Source organism: Chryseobacterium carnipullorum (assembly GCF_003815695.1).
Classification (GTDB): domain Bacteria; phylum Bacteroidota; class Bacteroidia; order Flavobacteriales; family Weeksellaceae; genus Chryseobacterium; species Chryseobacterium carnipullorum.
This window is the reverse complement of sequence record NZ_CP033920.1, coordinates 1,964,879-1,985,365: the sequence shown is the minus strand read 5'-3', so window position 1 is coordinate 1,985,365 and position 20,487 is coordinate 1,964,879. Positions and strand designations below refer to the sequence as shown.

Genomic DNA, 20,487 nt, shown 5'->3' with positions numbered 1-20,487 from the left:
TTCTGTAATCTTTACTACAGGTTACACAAACTCTCTTTTGATCTGCGAAAGTATGGTGGGATCCTGTATTTCATGGTCTTTAGCTAATAATAGTACTTTAGACATCACTTCAGCAGATTTCGGATCATCATCTGCAAAAGGCAGAAACAATCTTCCTCTGTGCTGGGAATGAACCGGAAGAATCGAAAGATATTTTCCCGGAACCTGATGGACTACCGCACTGCCTAAATGCACACTGTATTCGGCCATTGTACCTTTCACCAATACATGTGAACCTTCAATGCTTACATTATCCAGTTTAAATAAACGGGCCGTTTCTTTCATCAGTACCGCTCTCATTTCTATAGAAGAATGACTGGCCTCCGGTTCTACTCCTCCCACGTGAGCTACTGATACCACCAGATCTATATCACGCATTACTTCTGAAAACAATCTTGGATTGATGTCTTCAAAAGGAATGTTCTTATAATTTTTTAATGAATGAAATTCTATGGTTTCCAACGTTGGATGTTCTACTTCAGCAGGAGAAAACCAATTGGCTGCAGCATACATTTTCACCTGGAAGCCTTCTTTATGATATACTTTTTGTAAACCTTCCTCATAATCTACTTTCCAGCCTCTTGTTTTAAGCAAAGCTAAGGTCTGTTTCGGCTGAACCTGATGTCCCGCATAACGGCGTGATACAGATTTCTCCTTCAGTTCATCAGGGGTCGGCACATACAATTCCCTGAATATCTGTTTGAATGGCTGAATGAGTTTTTCCGTAAAACAATAGTGTTGATAATCACTCCAAACGGAATGCTGATGCAAATCTACACAATGAGCAATGCGTAAAGTATCGGTTTTACTTACTTCATGAATCTCCCCATGAGCATCAACCAGATTGCCTTCATGATAGAATCCTATTTTGTTATCGCTGGAAATAAATACCAGCTTTTCGAGGTGTTTAACTATAACAGGGTGTTCGAAAAGGTTTTTAATTTCTGCAAAAAGAAACTCGTCCCCTCTGATCATAGCTTCTTCCAGTCCTTTTCGGGAACGGGTCCACTGTTCACGCATTATTTTACGATAGTTTCCTAATTCTACAATGGCTTTGTCCTTTTTGATTTTTGGCGGAATAGATTTGAGCTGCTTATCATCTCTGAATACTACGATTTCAGCTTTTCCATCCGTTTCTATAATTAAACCCCCGGTAACACCATCAATTGTCACCTGTGTTTCTTTTGACAGAATGACCTGAATCTGCTTCGTTTCCATAGCCCACGTTAGTCTTATCGGATCCGGATACCCTGCGTTCCGGGCAAGATTTTCCAGGGCAACACGAATCGCCAGAGCTTCACTCGCCTGTTTCATAGAACCAAACTCCTTACTTTCCTTTTTAAATTGTTGAATATATTCATACCGGCTCAACACATCTTTCTCCGGATTGGCTTTACTCAGCGGCACAAGTCCATACACACGAAGATAATCCTGATCTCGCTTGTCTTTTACTTTTGCGGTGACCTCTTTTATTTTTAAATCGCCTGTAAGCGTATCGGAGTAAAGTCGTGCCCGGCGATGTCCGTTTCCATCGGAGATATATTTAGCCGATTCATACAGCATTTCCCAACGGGCTTTACCCAGTTCTTTATACGCTTTTATGAACCAATCCTTATCGACTGCCCCATCCTGAAATTCCTGTACGTCTACGGATGAGTATTTGGCTACTTCACTTTCGAGTTCTGAATTCTGAGCCTGATACGCACTGGTTTTGGTATGGGCATGCATCCACCAGATCGCTGAATCCAGACCTTTCCAGCCTAAATACGTACTGATCAGCTTCTGCCATTGCGGTGCATAGATAGCAGCCTGTATCAGGCGAAGTTCTGCCATCTTCTCTTTCTTCATCATTTCATTGAATGATTCCTGAGTATCACTTTCCAAAGGATAAGAATTTTTGATCAGATAAGAGAACAGCTTCTGCTTGGTCATGCTTTCGTCGCCATAGCTGTAAATATAATTGGCATACAATCCTGATTTCCCGAGTCCTTTCAACAGCTGTACAAGACGATGGGCTCCGAACAGGGTCTGAAACTCCTGCACAAATTGAGAAACGGCAGTATTGGCGTCCCCCCGAATGAGCTCCACATCCAGGAATGTATTTTGAATTTCTTCTATGATTGGTTTCAGAAAAGGAAATGTATCCACATATCTTTCCTGCTGATGGTAGGTAGTATAATTCTTAGCTCTTGTAAGATCCCTTATCACGGATTCTGCGGTAAAAATCCCCTCATAGAGTTCATCTTTTGTAATAACATTAAGTTCATACGCTTTGCAGAATAAGTAGAAATTCGGAACAGAATATTTTTTATTTTCTTCCAGACCATTAAATTGCATCCAGCGGTAAAGATTCCACTGTTTAATATATTGTTCATCGGTAAGATCTTTAAATGGAACTGCCTGTAAAAACACATTGAAAAAGCCGGTCTGCTGCCAACCGGTTCCTCCGCCATAATAATACTCTCTTTCCTTTGTCTTGTAGTTGATCACCTCGTCCGGAAGGTGAGCAAACAGCGTACTGCAGGCATCGATCAGGAAATCTGTTTTCTCCTCAAATACGAACTTATATTGTAAAATTTCCAGAATTCTTTTAACAGGATTATCCCAGTAATAGTCGGTTTTCAGAGGATTAGGGATAATATCTTTATGATAGAATACATAATTGTCAAGGAAATCTCTGAACTTTTTACGGTCGCAGTTTTCAGCGAAAGTCAGCAGGAATAAATCGCGCGGCTGAAGCCCCGACTCTTTATACCATTGTGCCCATATTTCATGCAAAGGATAGTTTTCAGCGATCTGTTCAGAGGTGAAATTTTCCGTATTATTTATGATGTGTCGGAAAGTATTTCCCATCAATACGGTTATTTTAGAGCCATTCGAGTCGTCTGCCTCGTATTCATAGTCTTTGTTTTTCAGGAATAAATCATTGAGCTTTCTTAATTCTTCTTTAATATGATTTATAGATTGTGTGAAACCATAGGGATCCTTTTTGGTCGCCTTTGCATATAAAGAACTTTCTTTGACTTCGGGCAGTTCAAATTTTGATACTACTGAAGGATCGTAGAATCCAAATCCATTTTCTGCTGAAAGTACCTTTTTATCATCAGAAGGATTAAGCTGATCAAGCAAACTCTGTTCTCTCTCTGAAACTTTGGATTTTTCAGCATATTGTGCAGTCCATTTTCCTATTTGAGCAGATATTCGCTTATCTTTCTGAAGCTGTAGCATGATGTCTAATGAAGCCGTTCGCTGCTCAATATCGCCTTTACCCATTAGTTCATCCACTAATGGAACCACTACTCCATCTTCCTGCTGGATCACCAGCTCGATCAGTTTCTTTCGAAGCGCACCTCCTTTTCTTTTAAACATATCAAAGAAAGCCATTACTTCCTCCTGATGTAAAGGATTCTGCTGCAACACATTAATTCCTGAGGCTATCAAAGATTCTCCCCTGTCTTTGATTATTTTAAAGGCAAATTCTTTTTGAAAGGGAGTAACAGCCTTTTTCTTTTTTCCGAAGTTATAGGAGTAAGAATAACAGTAGAAATCCCCTAAGACAGATCGTGAAATCTGCTCGCGCAATGAAAGGTCAAACTGATCGAAATAAGAAAGGACAAGATTCATCTTTTCTGTATCCTCACCCACCAGATAAAACATAGAAGCGTAGAAATTGCTTTTGCTGAAAGTCGCATTGAGCCATGAGAATATTTTACCTTCGAATTTCTTTTCTTTAAGCGCTATCTTTTGGGTAAGTTCATGAAGTTTTTCAAAGAAATCAGGGTAATCTCCATTATTGATAAAGAATTTTGAAGTTACATTAGCACTTAATAATGTTGATAAAGGTTCTCCTGCAAACGCCAGCACCTGTAAATCACCTTCCAGCACTGCTTTATAATACAGAGGCATTTGAATGTAAGGATCCTGGGTTTCACCGGCAAACTTTATCGCAAGACATTTCTTTTCTATGCTCCCTTTATCGTACAGCTGATGCAGATAGGGAACAGCTTTTTCTACATCCCATACCGACTGTACCCAAAGGGCCATATACACTTCATTATTATTACTGCTTTTTATAGCATCAGGAATCTGGTCCGGATTATTAAAATAGGTATGGGCCAGCGATACAATAGTTCTTACGACTGATTCTTTTTCGGTATCCCAGCCTAGGCCTGTCCAGGTATCTATGGAACGGACCACTGATGAAAAACGAGTAAGTTGATGCTCTGCAATCACATTCGTCATATATTCCAAAGCGCCGATACTCGTTTCATCCAAAGCTTCCAGTACTGTCTGTCTCAGGCCTTCCTGTCGCTGAGCTGCCAGCAGGAGTTTTTCCACCAGTTCCCAACAATGCTGCTGTTCACTGTTGAGGAGTGCTTTTATAATGTTCCGGGATACTTTTCCTTCTGGATGTTTATTGAAAATGATATCTTCAATCAGTTGGTAAATACCGGCATTTCCTGTATCAATAGCTGCTGACCAAATATAAAACTGGTTTGAACTGTTTGATATGTTACTGTCATAGATAATCTGCTCTTCCAGTGTAAGGTCATAAAACTGTTCTCCTCCATTGGTGTAAGAGTAGCTACTTGGCAGCTGCAACAGCCCTCCAATTAGATTAATCTGGTTGAGAAGGATGTAGTTTTCATTATGCGGAGCTCGGAAAGAACGTCTGTAGTAGCCTGTCTGATACATTTTATAAGGCATTTTATTCAAGGCATGCTTTACCAGGTCTGCATTAGGGCCAAAAAAATAAACCAGAAGTTGATAATAGTCTTTATCATCCCACATATTGGGTTTGATATATTTTTTGATGTTTTCCATGCGTTCGGAACCCAGGCTTACATCCTCAAAATAGTTGGTCTTACCCACTATTAATATTCCCAGCTCCGCTACCTCTTTCTTAAGTTGGGGTTTTGAAAAGATTTTTGACAACAAGCCTTTTTCTGTTTGCTCTTTTAATTCTTTCCTAAAATTCCGATAATGATTGACGGTCTTTTTCGATTCTAATTTTTCTATAATTTCCATGTATTTTGAGATTCGGTGTTCGTAATTACCAATAACTTCCTGCAAGAAATGTAAGTCTGATGAAAGCAAATGAATGCTTCAGTCTGAGGTCTATTGTTTCAGAAAGGTTTTCCAGCTGCTCATCATTATAAAATACCGCAAACATGCCGTCTTCGAAAGCTTGTATTGCATTCTCCTGTGCTTTCTGAAGATTGGCTTTCTTCTCATTATAAATACTTCCGAACCCTACCTTACCTGTGTCTGTAAGAATATTAAGATAGTTTTCCGAAGGAATTTTAGCATAATCTTCGTCTTCCAGCTCAAATGATTTGGAGTTGAATGTTTCCACTTGTTGCTGCACAATTAATTGTAATAAGTGTTTTAAAGAGATTTTCGGATCATTGCAGGCAATGTCTAGTTTTTGCTCCGAAAGAATAGGATGCTTTCTACCCAGCTGCTTTACCGTAACCTTAATTTCCATTGGTGAAGTTGATATCAATAAATATAGGGAAATTTTTAACGGAGACTGTTTTAAAAACTCAAGAAGTGGTGATGAAATAAGTCATAAAAATTACGCAAAAAACAGCATGTTCTTTTTAAAGCAAAGTTCTATTGTAACACCGCATATTTAAAAAAAAGACAAAGATGAAAATCAATTCTCGATTGATTCGATGAATCATACTTGTATAGAAAGATGTGGGGGAAACCATAAAAAAGGCCGTTTTCACTAATTGTGATACGGCCTCTTTCTTTATGAATTATAGTTAAACCTCAGATTGCATAAGTCTGAAATTCAATGATTTGATTTTTGATATCTTTTATTTTTTAATGACTTTCAATGTCTTACTATCATCATTTGAAATGACTTTAACCATATAAACTCCTGATGCTAAGCCGGAAAAATCTAATGTACCTTCATTAGCATTGATTGTTTTATTCAACACTTCCTGACCTAGTAGATTATAAACCAATACCAGAGATATTTTCTGATCGAAAGAAATAATGAGCTTGTCATTAACCGGGTTCGGATATGCTTTTAGAGAATTCTTTAACATTGTAAAGTCATCAACACCTAAAGTTGGGCAAGCAATACCTGTTGGAACATTTTTATCAACAGTAGAACCGTCCCCTAATTGACCATACAGGTTTAGCCCCCATGTGCTGACAGTTCCATCGTTCTTTAAGGCAAAAGTATGTGATATTCCAGCAGCAATAGCTTTCCAGTTTGTAAGATTTCCTAATTGTACAGGAACGCTACTGTTGGTCGTAAGTCCGTTTCCTAATTGGCCATATTGATTTCTTCCCCAGGTCCACAGTGTTCCGTTAGATTTTATGGCAAGGGTATGATTTCCTCCTGGAGCAACGGTCTGCCAGTTGGTGGCTGTTCCGATTTGTGTTGGAACATTTTTATTAGCCGTTGTTCCATCTCCCAGTTGTCCATTAGCATTATATCCCCAGGCCCAAAGGGTTCCATCTGTTTTCAGTGCTGCGACATGGAGCGTTCCAACACCAAGACTTTTCCAGTTGTTGGCGGTACCAACTTGAGTAGGTACCAACCTATTGGTATTGGTAGCATCACCGATCGTTCCATAAGTATTGCTACCCCAGGCCCAAAGGGTTCCGTCTGTTTTTAATGCAATAGTAAAATCCTGTCCGCATTGAACAGCTAACCAATTAGTGGCAGTTCCTATTTGAATCGGCACTAAACTAGTCGTCGTGTTTCCAGTACCTAACTGTCCGTAAGGATTGAGTCCCCAGGCCCATAGGGTTCCGTTATTTTTTATAGCTACCGTATGATACATTCCGCTGTCAAAAGTTTTCCAGTCAGTAGCAGTTCCCACTTGTACCGGTGTGTGTTGTTGTGTATTTGTTCCATTACCCAATTGACCTGAATTTGCTCCCCAGGCCCAAAGCGTTCCGTCTGTTTTTTGGGCAATTGTATGGCTGCTTCCGCCAGCAATTTCTTTCCAGTTATTACCAGTTCCTATCTGTTTTGGGGTTAATGCATTAGTGGTGGTACCATTTCCTAATTCTCCTGAATAATTATTCCCCCAGGTCCATAATGTTCCGTCTGTTTTTATAGCTATACTATGCAAACTACCTGCATTGATTTTTTGAAAACAGCCTGCCTGAACAGTGCTTGGCGACATTTTCACCAAACCAAGCTGTAACGTTCCCAGCCAGATAGTCCCTGAAGATTGTGTACTGACTGCACTGAAATAGTCATCAGGCAAACCGAAATTTGTATTTGTTGCGGTGTAAGTTGCGCAATCCGTAAAGTTTTGTAAACCTGATCCATTAAATCCAATCCATACTTTACTGTTACTATCAACATCCAAGGCGCTAAGATTGTATCCTGCAAGACAAGACGTGCTTTGATAAGTAAATGTGAGGTTAGTTCCGCTCGTCGTTAATGTAATTAAACTATCAGAACCTTTTACATAGACCGTATTGTTGGCAATTTTCAATATTTTTTGAGTTCCCTGGGCTATAAAATTAAAATCAGTTCCATTAAATTTATACAATACACCACCATTGGTAACCCATACTCCATTATTACTATCTGTTGCCACAGAATTCAGATTCGGTACAGAGGAATAATTAGACCAAGTTGTACCATTGAATTTTGTAAGACCTGAGTCTGTAGCAATCCAAAGGTTATTTTGTCCGTCAATAGCTATATCATTGATTGCATTAGCCGGTAAACCTGAATTGGAAGTTGTATAATTAGTCCATGTCGTTCCGTTATACATAATAATTCCATTAAGTTGCGATGCAATCCATTTTCTGCCCAAGCCATCAATTTGAATTTTAATAATTGAATTGGATGCAATACCGGAATTGGAAGTATTGTAATTGGTAAAAGTAGTTCCGTTAAAAGTTGAAACTCCATTATAGGTTGCAAGCCATAACAATCCATTAGCATCAGCTTTAATATCAGCAATATAATTGCTCCCTATTTCTGAATTCGAAGTATTGTATTTTGTGTAACTATACGTTTGTGCAAATGCGGAAATTGAGCTGAGAATTAAGAATAAAAAGTAGAGTTTTTTCATGATTTTTAATAAAATAAATTTCTTCATGTTTAGTTTTATAATGTTTCCCTACTCGTTTAGCTTTTCGGTTCCGCTCCGTTTGAATGGTTTCTGATCTCCATATGAAATGAAAACTTTTCAAAATCAAATTAATTCATAAAAAAACGACCTATGATTTTAAAAGATATCGGGTTGATTAAATAATACTGAATCATTACCAATAGAAGATTCAAAGTTTCTCCAGTATGAATAAAGAATCATCTCTCGTTACGAAAAATAATCTAATAAAGTGTGTTGATTACCCCCATTGCATTGTTAAAGAAATTTTGAGGATTTACTTTGGTTCTGAGTTTCGGGAAACAATCAGTATCGTTGAATTAACAGAATAAATTCAGGGTAATTTTTCTCATTTTCATGGTTTAATGGTCTTTAAATTGAGTTTATAGTTTTTGCAGCAACATATATCATCATGAAGATTTTTTATGTTGTGAACTGCAAAAATATACTTTTCTTATGGAGTATCAAATAGTCAGTGAGAATTTACACACCAAATAGTGTTTATTAATTTGGCTTTTGGCATTGATCAATGCTATAGAAATAAAAAAAAGTACACTTTAAAAAGTGTACTTTTCTTGGGTGAATGAGGGGTCTCGAACCCCCGACCTTCGGAACCACAATCCGACGCTCTAACCAACTGAGCTACAATCACCGTTTTGTGAGTGCAAATATAGGGAAGATTTTTTAATTACCAAACAATTCCATCAAAATTTTTCATCGCAATAAGCTTCTCAGACGTAAATCCCTCAGCATAAGTCACTCCCGATAATCTTCCTAAATCCTGAGCACGATAGGTTAAGCTTTCTAAAAAGTCTTTCGTTGCAATTGGAGTAACCGGTTCATTGGATGTTGGATCGTAAAACTGTGTTTTGAAGGCCATGCACGCTTCAATCTTCTTGTCTAAATGATCGGAAATGTCAATCACAAATTCAGGTTTGATATCTTTCCACTGGATATAATGAAAAATATGCTTGGGTCTCCATACTTCCTGATTTTCGCCATCTACTACCGTTTCAATTTTTCTTAGTCCAGCCAGGAAGCATGCATCAGACACTAATTTCGCTCCTTTTGCATGATCCGGATGTCTGTCATCAATCGCATTGGCTAAGACGATTTCCGGGCGGTATTTACGGATCATTTTTACAATCTCCATCTGATATTCTTCAGAATTGACCAAAAAACCATCTTTCATTCCCAAATTTTCTCTTGCCGAAACTCCGAGAATTTTTGCAGATTCACCGGCTTCTACTCTTCTTGTTTCATCTGTTCCTCTGGTTCCCAGCTCTCCTTTGGTAAGGTCAACAATAGCACATGTTTTACCTTCCGAAATCATTTTAGCTATTGTTCCGCCACATCCCAGCTCTACATCATCAGGATGTGCTCCGAAAGCAAGTATATCTGTTTTCATCAATTCTTTCTATTTTTTAATTAGTAAGATGAAACGCCCAATAATTTTTCTACGATCTTCGAATTTTTAACCCCGGGCATTTCATATTTTCAAAGATAAGACTTAAAATAAAAACTTCCCAAACATTGAGAATGGGAAGTTTTAATATCTATAATTTAAATTTTAAATTACTTATTGATTTCTGCATTTAATTTTACAGCATCTTGGTAAGTAGGATCAAGCTGTAAAGATTTAGCAACATAATCCTTAGCTTTTGCAGCATCAGAATCTTTATTCATATAAGCTACTGCAAAGTAAGCATAAGCTAAAGTCTGCTTGTTAGCTTCTTTATCTGCAGGTTTTACCGTGCTGATAAATTTCTCGTAGGCTAATTTTGCAGCATCATTATTTCCTGCCTGTTGGTAAGAATACCCCTGACTGTAGTAAGCTGGTGCCCAATCCGGTAGAAGAGCACTCATTTTCTGCCAAGTCAGTACTGCCCCATTCCAGTTTTTAGCATCCTGGTAAGCGGTAGCTAATTTAAACAAAGCATCAGAATCCTCCTTATTAGCTGCTACTTTCTTTTTCAATGCCTCAATTTCCGGAGTAGTTGGCCCTTTTTCCGCTTCAGCCTGAGAAGCACCTCCTCCTGCGATATTAGCAAGTTCTATATCCCACTTCATTGTCTCATCCTTCGCCGCTTTAGCAATTGCAATTTTCTGCTGAGACTCGGTCATTAAAGCTGATTTCTTAGCTGCATCCGTTTCAGTTTTTGCCAATCCGGCTGCAATAAGTCCCTGAAGCCCCTGATCTGCTGGCTGTAATCTTGTTTTCTCAGCCTGAGATATGAAAGTATCCATATTCTGTTTTGCATCAGCATAATTTCCGTCAGCATAAGACTGATAAGCTCTCAGTTTAAATTTGATAGGGTCATCAATTTTATCGAAGATCTTATCTAATACAATTTTAGAATTTGCATAATCTTCGTTCGTGAAGTATAGTTTAGAAATTTCTAACTGTGTATACGGATCCTCATCAGCATATTTGGTATAGTTGATCAGGTCTTGTGTTGCTTTTGCATTCTCCTGGTATCTGATATCGTAAGAGGCCAAAGCTTTATAAGCAGGTGCATAAGTTGCATCTACACCTATCGCTTTATCAAGGCTTTGTTTAGCTTGCTGCCATTGCTGTGCGGCCATCCACAAAGTAGCCATTCTTGTATAAACAGATGCTTTGTTTTTAGCTAAAGGTAATGCTTTGTCATAAGCAGACATTGCTTCCCCCGGTGCTCTTTTGATTCTATAAGCATCTCCAAGAGTATAATAATAATGAGCAGGAACTCCTTTCTTCTCAGCTTTCTCAATAGCTTTAGTCAGGAATTGAATGGCTGCATCAGGAGCATTGTTTTTCTCGAATAATGTTAAAGCCTCAGCTGCTCTGAACAATACTTCAGCATCCTTTTCTCTGGAATCAGCAACAATTTTCTGAATCTCAGCAACTGCGCCTTTATCGCCTTTACCTAGTTTTACAGTAGCCAAACCGATTTTGTTAAGGTAGCTTTTGCTATCAACAGCTAAACCTTTGTTAAAGCTCTCTATAGCTTTAGCATAGTCAGGCTCGCCCTGTTTAAGGTAAGTATTTCCTAAATAGAAGTAATTTTCTGCTGTAGGTGCTTTGGCAACCATTTCCGTAAAATTGATTTTAGCCTGTGCATACTTATCACTATCAATACTGTTAATACCATCCTGCAACGTCTGTGCAGAGGCTAAACCGGCAAAAAATACCACGGCTGCTCCTAAAGCAATTTTCTTTACATTCATAATCATTATATCTTTCATTTTATATTTTTCTTTATTAGAGTTATATGCTCCACAATTTTTAGACCAAAACAATGTTTTTACAAGAGGTAAAACATTATTTTAATACTTTTTAACGCATTTGTACCTCTCTTTTATATATATTATAGGGCTGTAAACCTTCTTTCTCCACGATCATTTGTCCCAGCTGTGTACATGAATATCTGATGAATCCATTAGCAATATTGAAGTTTCCTTCATTGGTTAAAAAATACAGAACGCGGGTAAAAGGATAAGTCATTTCACGAAGGCTGGCATTATCCACCGTATAAAGTTTTCCATTATTTTCTACCGGAAGTACTTTTACCATTCCTCTAAGCTTTTCGGACGTTTTATCGTAAGGACGACTGAACGTGTTCAAGCCGATAACTCCAATTTTATCAGTATGTTTCTCCAATTCTTCAATAATATTCTGGTTTCCCGGAATGATAGAAAATTTAAGGTCTTTGGGTTGCTTCTTTAGCTTTTGGGCAACGAAATTCAGATTACTTGAATTGGTTCCGTCAAAAATAAAATTCTTGGCATCAGATTCAAGTCCGCTCCTGATTTCATCCATAGAGATACTCTGTTTTGGAGAATCTTTTGGAACAACAAATACTACCGCATCTGCAGCGAATTTAGCAGGAAGAAACTTCAGATCAACCTGTTCTTCATACGCTTTCTTCTCTTCAGGAGTAAGGTCTCTGGACATGACGGCTATTCTTGCTTTATCATTCAGCAAATCAAGAAAACCTAAATCTTCTTTCTTTGTTTCGATTTTGATGTGCGTTTCAGGATAATTGATCATATATCCTTCTGCCAATGCTTCGGTAACGCTTTTAAAAGATTCATCGGTAAGTATGGTAAGATCTCCTTTGTGATAGGATGGAGATTGATCTTCTTTTTTGCAGCTTACAGCAGCGATGCTCATCACAGAAAGCAACGCAATTTTCAAACTATTTCTCATTTCCTGAATCTTTAATTCTTGAAACTGCTCTATAGATTCTAAACACTCCATAAAGAATAAGCACTGCACCCATTGCGTACGCTATGGCAGGCTCTAAAATCGTAAAGAAAAATTTGTAGACAATAACTACAATTCCCAAGACGATATAAAATAATCCGGTAACTAAGGATAACCAATTGAACATCATGTAACAAAAATACCAAAAAAAATAAAAAAGAGAAGCATATGCTTCTCTTTTTATTTATAATTTGAATAAATAAGTCTTATTCAAAGTTCATGGTAAACGGTACGCTATAGTAAGATCTAACGCTCTCCCCGTTTCTTTTCGCAGGAGTCCATTTTTTAAGTTTCTTAACTACACGAACAGCTTCACTGTTGAAGTCGCCATTTGGAGATTTCTCTTCAATAGTAACTCCAGAAACGGTTCCGTCTCTTTCTACTACGAACTTAAGTTTCGCCTTAAGGGTACCTTCACCTCCTTCCATTAGAGAAGTATCAAAATTCTCCCCAAGGAACTTTCTTAATGAAGCCATCCCTCCAGGATATTCTGCAGACTGGTCTACATCTTTGTAGATCTCATTAGGGTTATTTGTTTTTACTTCCGCAGTACTGGCTTTGTTACCAGTAGATGGCGGTGGTGGCGGTGGTGTATAAGCCGGAGCTTTAACCCCTTCCTGATTATTTAAACCAGTCGTCGTTTCTAACTGCTTAGAAATTGGTGGCGGTGGTGTTTCAATCTTCGGAGCTTTTACAGGCTCAGGAACTACGTTCTGAATCACCTCGATTTTTTCCTCTTCTTTTGGAGGAGGTGGTGGAGGTGGTTCTTCTTCTTTTGGTTGCTCAATGATCGGGTCTTCTTCAATAATGTTTACCAAATCTGCCTTTACTTCTTGCTTAGGCGGTTCAGTAAGTCTCTTAATGGTAAGATAAATAAAAGGAGACAAAGCCGCAACCAGGAATAATGCCGTTCCAACAATAAAAGATTTTGTCAGAAGTCTAGGATACTGATGTCTCAGATCATAGGCACCATATTCCTTGTTTCTATTTTCAAATACAATCTCATCTAAAGTAAGATTCTGATTGTATACATTTTCATCTGCCATAGATATACAATTTTATGGTTAAATTACTTTGTAGCTGGTGCAGCCGCAGCTCCATTATTCCCAACTTTTCTATCATAGATAGCTTTCTCCCAAGGCTTCACATCGGTTACCCCGTACTGCTCGCTTTTGGTAATGGCCATTTCGTCAAGAATATCTACAAAGTTCTTATATACAGCATCGTCAGTCGGCTTGATAATAACAGTAAATTTTGTTTGATCTGCTGCGCCTGCTTTTGCTTTCTCAATTATTTTTCTAATTCCCTCTCTATCGTAAGTCGTCTCATTAAGATTCTGATCAGTTAAAGATGTAGGATCCTGTTGATGCCAGAAAATCTTATTGTCTTTCCCTAATAATAAAGAAATTGAGTTAGAAAGTTTAATTTCTGTTGGAGGTGGTTTCGGCTGATCCTCTTTTGGTTTTGCCGGAAGACCTAAATCCATTACATTCGGTTTGCTAAATGTGGTTGTGAACATAAAGAAGGTAATCAATAGAAAACCCAAGTCCACCATTGGAGTCATATCTACTCTGGTATTCTGCTTCTTGGAACGTACCTTGCCGCCTTTGCCGCCTTTTTCCTGTACTTGTACTTCTGCCATTTCTAAATGATATTATTATGGTTTACCTTCTTGTGATGTAATCAACCAGAATTTAAGAAAATCAATATCTCTTAAACCTTCAAATAGGCTTTTAACTTTAGGATACTCAGTAGTAACGTCTCCCTTGATTGCTAATTTGTAATCAGGATTTACGCTCAAACTTTGTTGTACCCAGTCAACTAACTGCTTATTTGTACTATCCATAGGAATCCCGGTAGGACTCTTAAAGCTTTTCTGCTCCTCATCTGACAAATCGAGATAGCCTTTCAGTTGGTTCATAGGAACCCCAATTGCTTGTACTTTTTGAAATGCAGCTTTTTGCTTGTTGTCGAAAGTCATATTATACTTTTGACCCATTTTTTCTAAAAGCTGTAATCTCTCTGATGCATTCTCCACCGGCTGGAAATAAAATTTCCCGTCCGGAGTAGCGTTGATGGTCATCAAACTCGCATCAGGAAGTAACTTCTCTGATATTGAAGATGGCGGTTTAATCTGCTCCACGTCAGGTTTTTTAAACTGAGTGGTCAATATAAAGAATGTAAGTAGTAGGAATGCAACGTCACACATTGCCGTCATATCCGTCACTACTCCATGTCTTTTTGGTTTGACTCTCGCCATTGTTTTGAATTATTTTTAATTAAACTTCTTTTATTGGAATGCAAATTCCTTGCTACAAATTCAATTCTTAGTTGAATTCAGCGAAAGACTGCTGGATGCTCATAGCGATCTCGTCGATCTTATAAGTTAATCCGTCAATTTTAGAGGTAAAGAAGTTATAAAGGATAATCGCAATTGCTGAAGTACCAATACCTAAAGCCGTGTTGATCAATGCTTCGGAGATACCTGTAGAAAGTGCAGCAGCATCTGGAGTACCACCACCTGAACCTAATGCAAAGAATGCTTTAATCATCCCGATTACAGTTCCTAAAAGTGCGATCAAAGTTGCAACAGTACCTAAAGTAGAAAGAATCATCATGTTCTTTTCTAACATTGGCATTTCAAGAGTAGTAGCCTCTTCGATAGCTTTGTTAAGAGCTACCATTTTTTGCTCCTTATTTAAAGTAGTGTCATGAGAAAGTGCTTTGTAAGTAGTAAGACCTTCTTTCACTACGTTACCTACAGATCCCTGTTGTCTGTCACACTCTTCTAGAGCCTCATCAACTTTGTTTTGGTTCAATAAGCTTCTTACCTGAACTACAAAGTTGTCTAGGTTTCCTTTACCAGCAGCTTTACCTAGTACGAAATATCTTTCAAAAGAGAAAACGATTACAGTAATCATGAAAGTAATCAAGATTGGTACGATAACCCCTCCTTTGTAGATAATCCCTAAAAACGATTCCGGGTGAATGTCTTTTCCTTCAACACTAGAGAAAGCTACAGATCCACCACCTAGTTTTTCTGCGTCTTTAAAGTTCCCTGGGTTCCCAAGAACAAATAAATAAATACAAACTCCTATAACGAATAAAATAGGAATAATAACAGCCGGGTTTAAACCTCCTGCTTTTCTAGCAACTACTTGCTCATCATTTTTTGAAACATTCATTTCCATATTTAACTAAATTATATTGTTTTTAAAATTTTACAGGGTGTAAATTAAAGGCAAAATTAATTAAAATGCAAGAGTCTTAAATAAACATTTTGCATTTTTCTGATAAAGAAATTTTAATACGATTTCGATATAATAATTATTTTTAATTATTTTATTTATTTTTCTCAATTTTAACATTTAAGTTAAAAATTTAAAAAAATAAGACCCCCATTTTTTTTAATTTGCCAATGTTAAGTTTTTTTTAAATTACGATATTCACAATACGGTGATGCACCACGATGATTTTTTTAGGTGTTTTACCTTCCAAAATAGGTTGCATCTTTTCATCTGAAATCACCAAATCTTCCACTTCCTTCGCCGATAGCTGAGCAGAAAGTGAAATTTTGAACTTCATTTTACCGTTTACGCTAACAGGATACTCTATTTCATCTTCTACAAGGTAATCTTCATTCAATACCGGGAATTTTTCAAACTCAACAGATTCTGTATTCCCCAGCATACTCCAAAGTTCTTCACAGATATGGGGCGCATACGGAGAGATGATAACGGCTAAAGGCTCTAAAATATTGCGCTTGTTGCATTTTATTTTTTGAAGCTCGTTGACAGCAATCATAAATGAAGATACGGAAGTATTGAATGAGAAATTTTCAATATCATAAACCACCTTCTTTATTAAGGTATGTAAAACTTTGTATTCAGCTTTTGTAGGTTCTTCATCAGACACATCAAAAACATCGCCATTAAAATAAAGATTCCAGAATTTTTTAAGGAAACCATAGACTCCACTTAATCCTTGTGTATTCCAAGGTTTGGATTGTTCCAATGGACCCAGGAACATTTCATACAGTCTTAAACCGTCTGCTCCGTATTCTTCACAGATATCATCAGGATTTACAACGTTGTATTTAGACTTGGACATCTTTTCTACTTCACGGTCTGTGATGTATTTTCCGTCTTCCAGGATAAATTCCGCATTGGCATAGTCTGGTCTCCAGGCTTTGAAAGCTTCGGTATCCAGTTCGTCTGATGTTCCTTTTAATAAAGATACGTCAACGTGGATTTTCTGTGTCTGATGATCACCAGCCAGGTTTTTAGAAACATACTGGTTTGTCCCATCAATTCTATATACAAAAGCACTCATTCCCAAAATCATTCCCTGATTGATCAGTTTCTGGAAAGGTTCATTATTCTTAATATATCCTCTGTCTTTTAAGAACATATTCCAGAAACGGGAATACAATAAATGCCCGGTGGCATGCTCGCTTCCTCCGATGTATAAGTCTACCTGCCCCCAATAATCACTTAAGTCTTTATTTGTAAAAACCTCATCATTGGAAGGGTCCATATATCTAAGGAAATACCATGAGCTTCCCGCCCAACCCGGCATCGTAGATAATTCTAACGGGAATACTGTTTTATTATCAATCAGATCTGTAGCCACAACTTTCTGATTGGCTTCATCCCATGCAAATTCTTTTGCATTTCCTAATGGCGGATCACCGTCTTCAGTAGGAAGATATTTTTCAACTTCCGGAAGTTCCAGCGGTAAAGCAGAAACCGGAAGTGTATAAGGCATTTCTTGTTTATAATAGATAGGAACCGGTTCTCCCCAATACCGCTGTCTGGAGAAAATAGCATCACGCTGTCTGTAGTTCGTTGTTCCGTGGCCAATTCCTTTATTTTCTATTTCAGAAATTATTTTTGACTTGGCCTCATTATAATTCAACCCGTTTAAGAAATCAGAGTTCACACACACTGAATCTTTAGAGTCGAAAGATTTCTCCTGAACATCTTCATCGGTATCTACTACCTTTTTTATATCCAGGTTAAATTTCTTTGCAAACCTATGATCACGTTCATCGTGTGCAGGAACAGCCATTACAGCACCTGTTCCGTAACCCATTAATACGTAATCTGAAATATAGATCGGCATTTTCTCTCCGCTGAAAGGATTGATTGCATAACTTCCCGTAAAAGCACCGCTCACGTTTTTCACGTCAGACATCCTGTCTCTTTCCGTTTTTTTGGAAGTTTCTTCTATATAAGTATCTACTTCTGCTTTCTGAGCTTCTGTAGTAATGGTATCCACCAAAGGATTTTCAGGAGCCAACACCATAAATGTAGCGCCAAAAATAGTGTCAGGTCTTGTTGTAAAAACCTCAACAATCTCGTCATGACCTTCTACCTGAAACTGAACCTGCGCTCCCTGGGATTTTCCAATCCAGTATTCCTGAGCATCTTTAAGTGGTTGTGGCCAATCCAGTGTCTGAAGTCCTTGTAATAATCTTTCAGAGTAGGCAGATATTCTCATGCTCCACTGCATCATTTTCTTTTGGAATACAGGAAATCCTCCTCTTTCGGATTTTCCGTCTTTCACCTCATCATTCGCCAATACTGTTCCCAAAGCCGGACACCAGTTTACAGTGGTCTCTGCTCTAAACGCCAGACGGTAGTTTAAAAGGATATCTTCTTTATCAAGGTCTGAAGAATCTTTCCATTCTTCTGCCGTGAAGTTGAGTTCGTCGTTTTGATTGGCATTTAATCCTTCCGTTCCTTTTTCTGCAAAATGCTGAATCAGGGTATCGATGGATTCTGCCTTATTGGTATCTTTATTATACCATGAATGATACAGCTCGATAAAGATCCACTGTGTCCATTTATAATATGATGCATCTGAAGTTCTCAGTTCTCTGCTCCAGTCGAATGAAAAACCGATTTTCTTTAGCTGCTCTTCATATCTGTTGATATTCTCTTCCGTAGTGATCGCCGGATGTTGTCCTGTCTGGATCGCATATTGTTCAGCAGGAAGCCCGAAGCTGTCATAACCTACCGGGTGAAGGACATTAAACCCCTGGTGTCTTTTATATCTCGCATAAATATCTGATGCAATATATCCCAGCGGGTGCCCCACGTGAAGCCCTGCTCCGGATGGATACGGAAACATATCGAGAACATAAAATTTTGGTTTGTCCGTATTATTGGAGGTTTTGTAGGTCTGGTTTTCTTCCCAGTACTTCTGCCACTTTTTTTCTATCTGCTGATGATCGTAAAACACTTTTTATAATAGATGTTAGATGTTAGACTTTAGATATTAGAGTTAATTTTGACCATTAATTCCAAATCAAGATTCACAAAAATAACGATTTTAAAAGAAATGGAAATTTTAATTTTAATTAATTCAGGAATTTGCTTTAACAAAAAAATCTCATCCTAAGATGAGATCTATGATAAGTCTATGAAATGTATGTTTATTGAGGAATTCTTCTCATTGTATACGTTCTTGTTTTGTATACTGTCGGATCCTGAGTTTCCTCTCTTATTGACAGGTTCAAAGTGGTATCATTAAGGGTAACTATTTTCCCATTAGATGGTTCTACGATCCCCTGATATTTTATGACTACTGTTTTTGCACTCCTATCGTACGTGTACGTAAAGTTCTGATCTGAAATAATGGCACACTGAGGTGTTGTTGTGCCGATGTCTCCATTTCTGGTTCTTTTCCCACTTGCTTCAGTATTGAATCTCCATCTTGATTCTTTTTCACAATCTGTGTATGTAATAAGATCCGAAACAGGTTCTTCTCCTACTTCTACGGTGGTCACTACTTCTTTCAGCGGCTGCCAAACTCCAACCAGAGGATATTCCATCGTATTGTCGCCATCATCATTACATCCTGTAGCTACAAATAATGATAAACCTGCAAATAGTAATGCTAATTTCTTCATATATAAAATTTTCAAGGGCTAAAATTATAATTTTTTTGATTTATAACACCATTTTTTGTGAAAAATTATTTTTATAATCCTTATTTCTGAAAATTTTAGAACATTAATCCTCATAATAGCCGTTATTTAACAAATATTGAATGTAAGGTTCTCTCTCTATTTTATTAAAAAAACTATTTTTGCAGAAAGAAAACAAAATGCAGGATATAACGAAAAATAATTTTGACTTCATCCGTGTTCTTCTGGCTTTCATTGTCTTTGTAGGACACCTGGGAGCTTTAAGTGACTCAAGCCAGCTAGAATTTTTAACCAATAGCCCCGTAGAAGTTGCCGTTTTTTCTTTTTTTATTGTCAGCGGATTTCTTATCGCAAGGAGCTATGAAAGGTCTTCAAGCCTGAAAAGTTATATCAAGAAAAGAATCAACAGAATTGTTCCTGCCTATTTACTTGTCGTTTTTCTGTGCACTGTACTCCTCAGCACGGTAAGCACGCTTTCTTTTTCTGATTACTTTGGTAATACACAGGTTTATAAATATTTTTTGTGGAACTCTACCTTCATGAATTTCATGGCCCCTTCCCTACCCGGAGTATTTGGTAATGAAGCGGTCAATGGTGCTCTATGGACACTTAAGATTGAAATGTGCTTTTATTTTGCTGTCCCACTCATTTTTTTATTATTTGGAAAAAACAATAAATACAGAAATATCAGCCTGATCATTCTGTACTTTCTTTCTCTGGTATTTCTTAATTATTTTGAAATGGCCGGAAAAATTTCCATTTCCAAACAACTGCCTGGCTCCTTATGTTATTTTATTGGAGGAATGCTTGGCTATTTTTATTTTGACCAATTTATCAAACATAAAAATGTTCTTTTCATCATAGCGATCATTACGGTTTGGATCGATCTTATACTTCATATCAAATTGTTCTCGCCTATCATGATCAGTATTATTGTTTTATATATTGCCTATTCACTGAAATTCCTGAATAATTTTGGGAAATACGGAGATTTCACCTATGGTATTTATATCTTCCACTTCCCTATTATCAGAGTATTTGCAACGCTGGGATTATTTGCCAACTACAATCCTTTTTTGATGAGTGTTGTATGCATGTTTGTGGTGATAGGAGTAGGAATTGCGTCGTGGCATCTCTATGAGAAAAAATTTTTATAATTTTACACCCAG

Annotated in this window: 14 protein-coding genes and 1 tRNA gene; 1 reads left to right on the top strand and 14 read right to left on the bottom strand. The window is 37.6% G+C overall.

Annotation, left to right across the window (positions count from 1 at the left end; all coding sequences use genetic code 11):
* Window positions 1–21 precede the first annotated feature (21 nt).
* The 14 genes from EG346_RS09060 to EG346_RS08995 all read right to left on the bottom strand — a co-directional run bounded on the left by EG346_RS09060 (window position 22) and on the right by EG346_RS08995 (window position 19,300).
* Complete coding sequence (locus EG346_RS09060; protein WP_123878135.1) at window positions 22–5,067, bottom strand: DUF4132 domain-containing protein; 5,046 nt, start codon at window positions 5,065–5,067, stop codon at window positions 22–24.
* A gap of 25 nt (window positions 5,068–5,092) precedes the next feature.
* A complete protein-coding gene (locus tag EG346_RS09055; RefSeq protein WP_123878133.1) occupies window positions 5,093–5,527 on the bottom strand; it encodes a hypothetical protein in 435 nt (144 codons plus the stop codon).
* 337 nt (window positions 5,528–5,864) lie between these two features.
* On the bottom strand, window positions 5,865–8,102 hold the full coding sequence (locus tag EG346_RS09050; protein WP_164466073.1) for an RCC1 domain-containing protein: 2,238 nt from the start codon (window positions 8,100–8,102) through the stop codon (window positions 5,865–5,867).
* Between the two features lie 613 nt (window positions 8,103–8,715).
* Window positions 8,716–8,791, bottom strand: a tRNA-His gene (locus EG346_RS09045).
* Window positions 8,792–8,826: 35 nt separating this feature from the next.
* Entirely contained in the window at window positions 8,827–9,546 is a 720-nt protein-coding gene (bshB1, locus tag EG346_RS09040) for a bacillithiol biosynthesis deacetylase BshB1 (RefSeq protein ID WP_123878129.1), read from the bottom strand.
* A gap of 167 nt (window positions 9,547–9,713) precedes the next feature.
* The gene (locus EG346_RS09035; protein WP_123878127.1) at window positions 9,714–11,363 is read right to left on the bottom strand and encodes a tetratricopeptide repeat protein; all 1,650 of its coding nucleotides are present in this window, start codon (window positions 11,361–11,363) and stop codon (window positions 9,714–9,716) included.
* Window positions 11,364–11,454: 91 nt separating this feature from the next.
* On the bottom strand, window positions 11,455–12,327 hold the full coding sequence (locus EG346_RS09030) for a PstS family phosphate ABC transporter substrate-binding protein (RefSeq protein ID WP_073329472.1): 873 nt from the start codon (window positions 12,325–12,327) through the stop codon (window positions 11,455–11,457).
* The gene (locus tag EG346_RS09025; RefSeq protein ID WP_073329470.1) at window positions 12,317–12,511 is read right to left on the bottom strand and encodes a DUF308 domain-containing protein; all 195 of its coding nucleotides are present in this window, start codon (window positions 12,509–12,511) and stop codon (window positions 12,317–12,319) included. The genes EG346_RS09030 and EG346_RS09025 overlap by 11 nt, the downstream gene beginning before the upstream one ends.
* A gap of 79 nt (window positions 12,512–12,590) precedes the next feature.
* Window positions 12,591–13,430 (bottom strand): energy transducer TonB, encoded by an 840-nt coding sequence (locus EG346_RS09020; protein WP_073329467.1) that lies wholly within the window; start codon window positions 13,428–13,430, stop codon window positions 12,591–12,593.
* 23 nt (window positions 13,431–13,453) lie between these two features.
* Window positions 13,454–14,026 (bottom strand): ExbD/TolR family protein, encoded by a 573-nt coding sequence (locus EG346_RS09015; protein ID WP_073329465.1) that lies wholly within the window; start codon window positions 14,024–14,026, stop codon window positions 13,454–13,456.
* A gap of 15 nt (window positions 14,027–14,041) precedes the next feature.
* Complete coding sequence (locus EG346_RS09010; protein WP_073329462.1) at window positions 14,042–14,644, bottom strand: ExbD/TolR family protein; 603 nt, start codon at window positions 14,642–14,644, stop codon at window positions 14,042–14,044.
* A gap of 67 nt (window positions 14,645–14,711) precedes the next feature.
* Window positions 14,712–15,575, bottom strand: coding sequence for a MotA/TolQ/ExbB proton channel family protein (locus EG346_RS09005; protein ID WP_073329460.1), 864 nt, complete (start codon window positions 15,573–15,575; stop codon window positions 14,712–14,714).
* A 241-nt stretch (window positions 15,576–15,816) separates the two neighbouring features.
* Entirely contained in the window at window positions 15,817–18,630 is a 2,814-nt protein-coding gene (leuS, locus tag EG346_RS09000; protein ID WP_123878125.1) for a leucine--tRNA ligase, read from the bottom strand.
* Window positions 18,631–18,823: 193 nt separating this feature from the next.
* Window positions 18,824–19,300 (bottom strand): lipocalin-like domain-containing protein, encoded by a 477-nt coding sequence (locus EG346_RS08995; RefSeq protein ID WP_123878123.1) that lies wholly within the window; start codon window positions 19,298–19,300, stop codon window positions 18,824–18,826.
* 179 nt (window positions 19,301–19,479) lie between these two features.
* On the opposite strand from EG346_RS08995, the gene EG346_RS08990 reads away from it, so the two are divergent.
* Window positions 19,480–20,475: an acyltransferase family protein gene (locus EG346_RS08990; RefSeq protein WP_123878121.1), complete on the top strand. Its 996-nt coding sequence runs from the start codon at window positions 19,480–19,482 to the stop codon at window positions 20,473–20,475.
* The last annotated feature ends 12 nt before the right edge of the window (window positions 20,476–20,487 follow it).

Excerpts from the sequence above, each read along its gene's own strand:
- EG346_RS09060 (WP_123878135.1), bottom strand. The coding sequence starts at position 5,067 with ATGGAAATTATAGAAAAATTAGAATCGAAAAAGACCGTCAATCATTAT.
- EG346_RS09055 (WP_123878133.1), bottom strand. The coding sequence starts at position 5,527 with ATGGAAATTAAGGTTACGGTAAAGCAGCTGGGTAGAAAGCATCCTATT.
- EG346_RS09050 (WP_164466073.1), bottom strand. The coding sequence starts at position 8,102 with ATGAAAAAACTCTACTTTTTATTCTTAATTCTCAGCTCAATTTCCGCA.
- bshB1 (WP_123878129.1), bottom strand. The coding sequence starts at position 9,546 with ATGAAAACAGATATACTTGCTTTCGGAGCACATCCTGATGATGTAGAG.
- EG346_RS09035 (WP_123878127.1), bottom strand. The coding sequence starts at position 11,363 with ATGAAAGATATAATGATTATGAATGTAAAGAAAATTGCTTTAGGAGCA.
- EG346_RS09030 (WP_073329472.1), bottom strand. The coding sequence starts at position 12,327 with ATGAGAAATAGTTTGAAAATTGCGTTGCTTTCTGTGATGAGCATCGCT.
- EG346_RS09025 (WP_073329470.1), bottom strand. The coding sequence starts at position 12,511 with ATGTTCAATTGGTTATCCTTAGTTACCGGATTATTTTATATCGTCTTG.
- EG346_RS09020 (WP_073329467.1), bottom strand. The coding sequence starts at position 13,430 with ATGGCAGATGAAAATGTATACAATCAGAATCTTACTTTAGATGAGATT.
- EG346_RS09015 (WP_073329465.1), bottom strand. The coding sequence starts at position 14,026 with ATGGCAGAAGTACAAGTACAGGAAAAAGGCGGCAAAGGCGGCAAGGTA.
- EG346_RS09010 (WP_073329462.1), bottom strand. The coding sequence starts at position 14,644 with ATGGCGAGAGTCAAACCAAAAAGACATGGAGTAGTGACGGATATGACG.
- EG346_RS09005 (WP_073329460.1), bottom strand. The coding sequence starts at position 15,575 with ATGGAAATGAATGTTTCAAAAAATGATGAGCAAGTAGTTGCTAGAAAA.
- EG346_RS08995 (WP_123878123.1), bottom strand. The coding sequence starts at position 19,300 with ATGAAGAAATTAGCATTACTATTTGCAGGTTTATCATTATTTGTAGCT.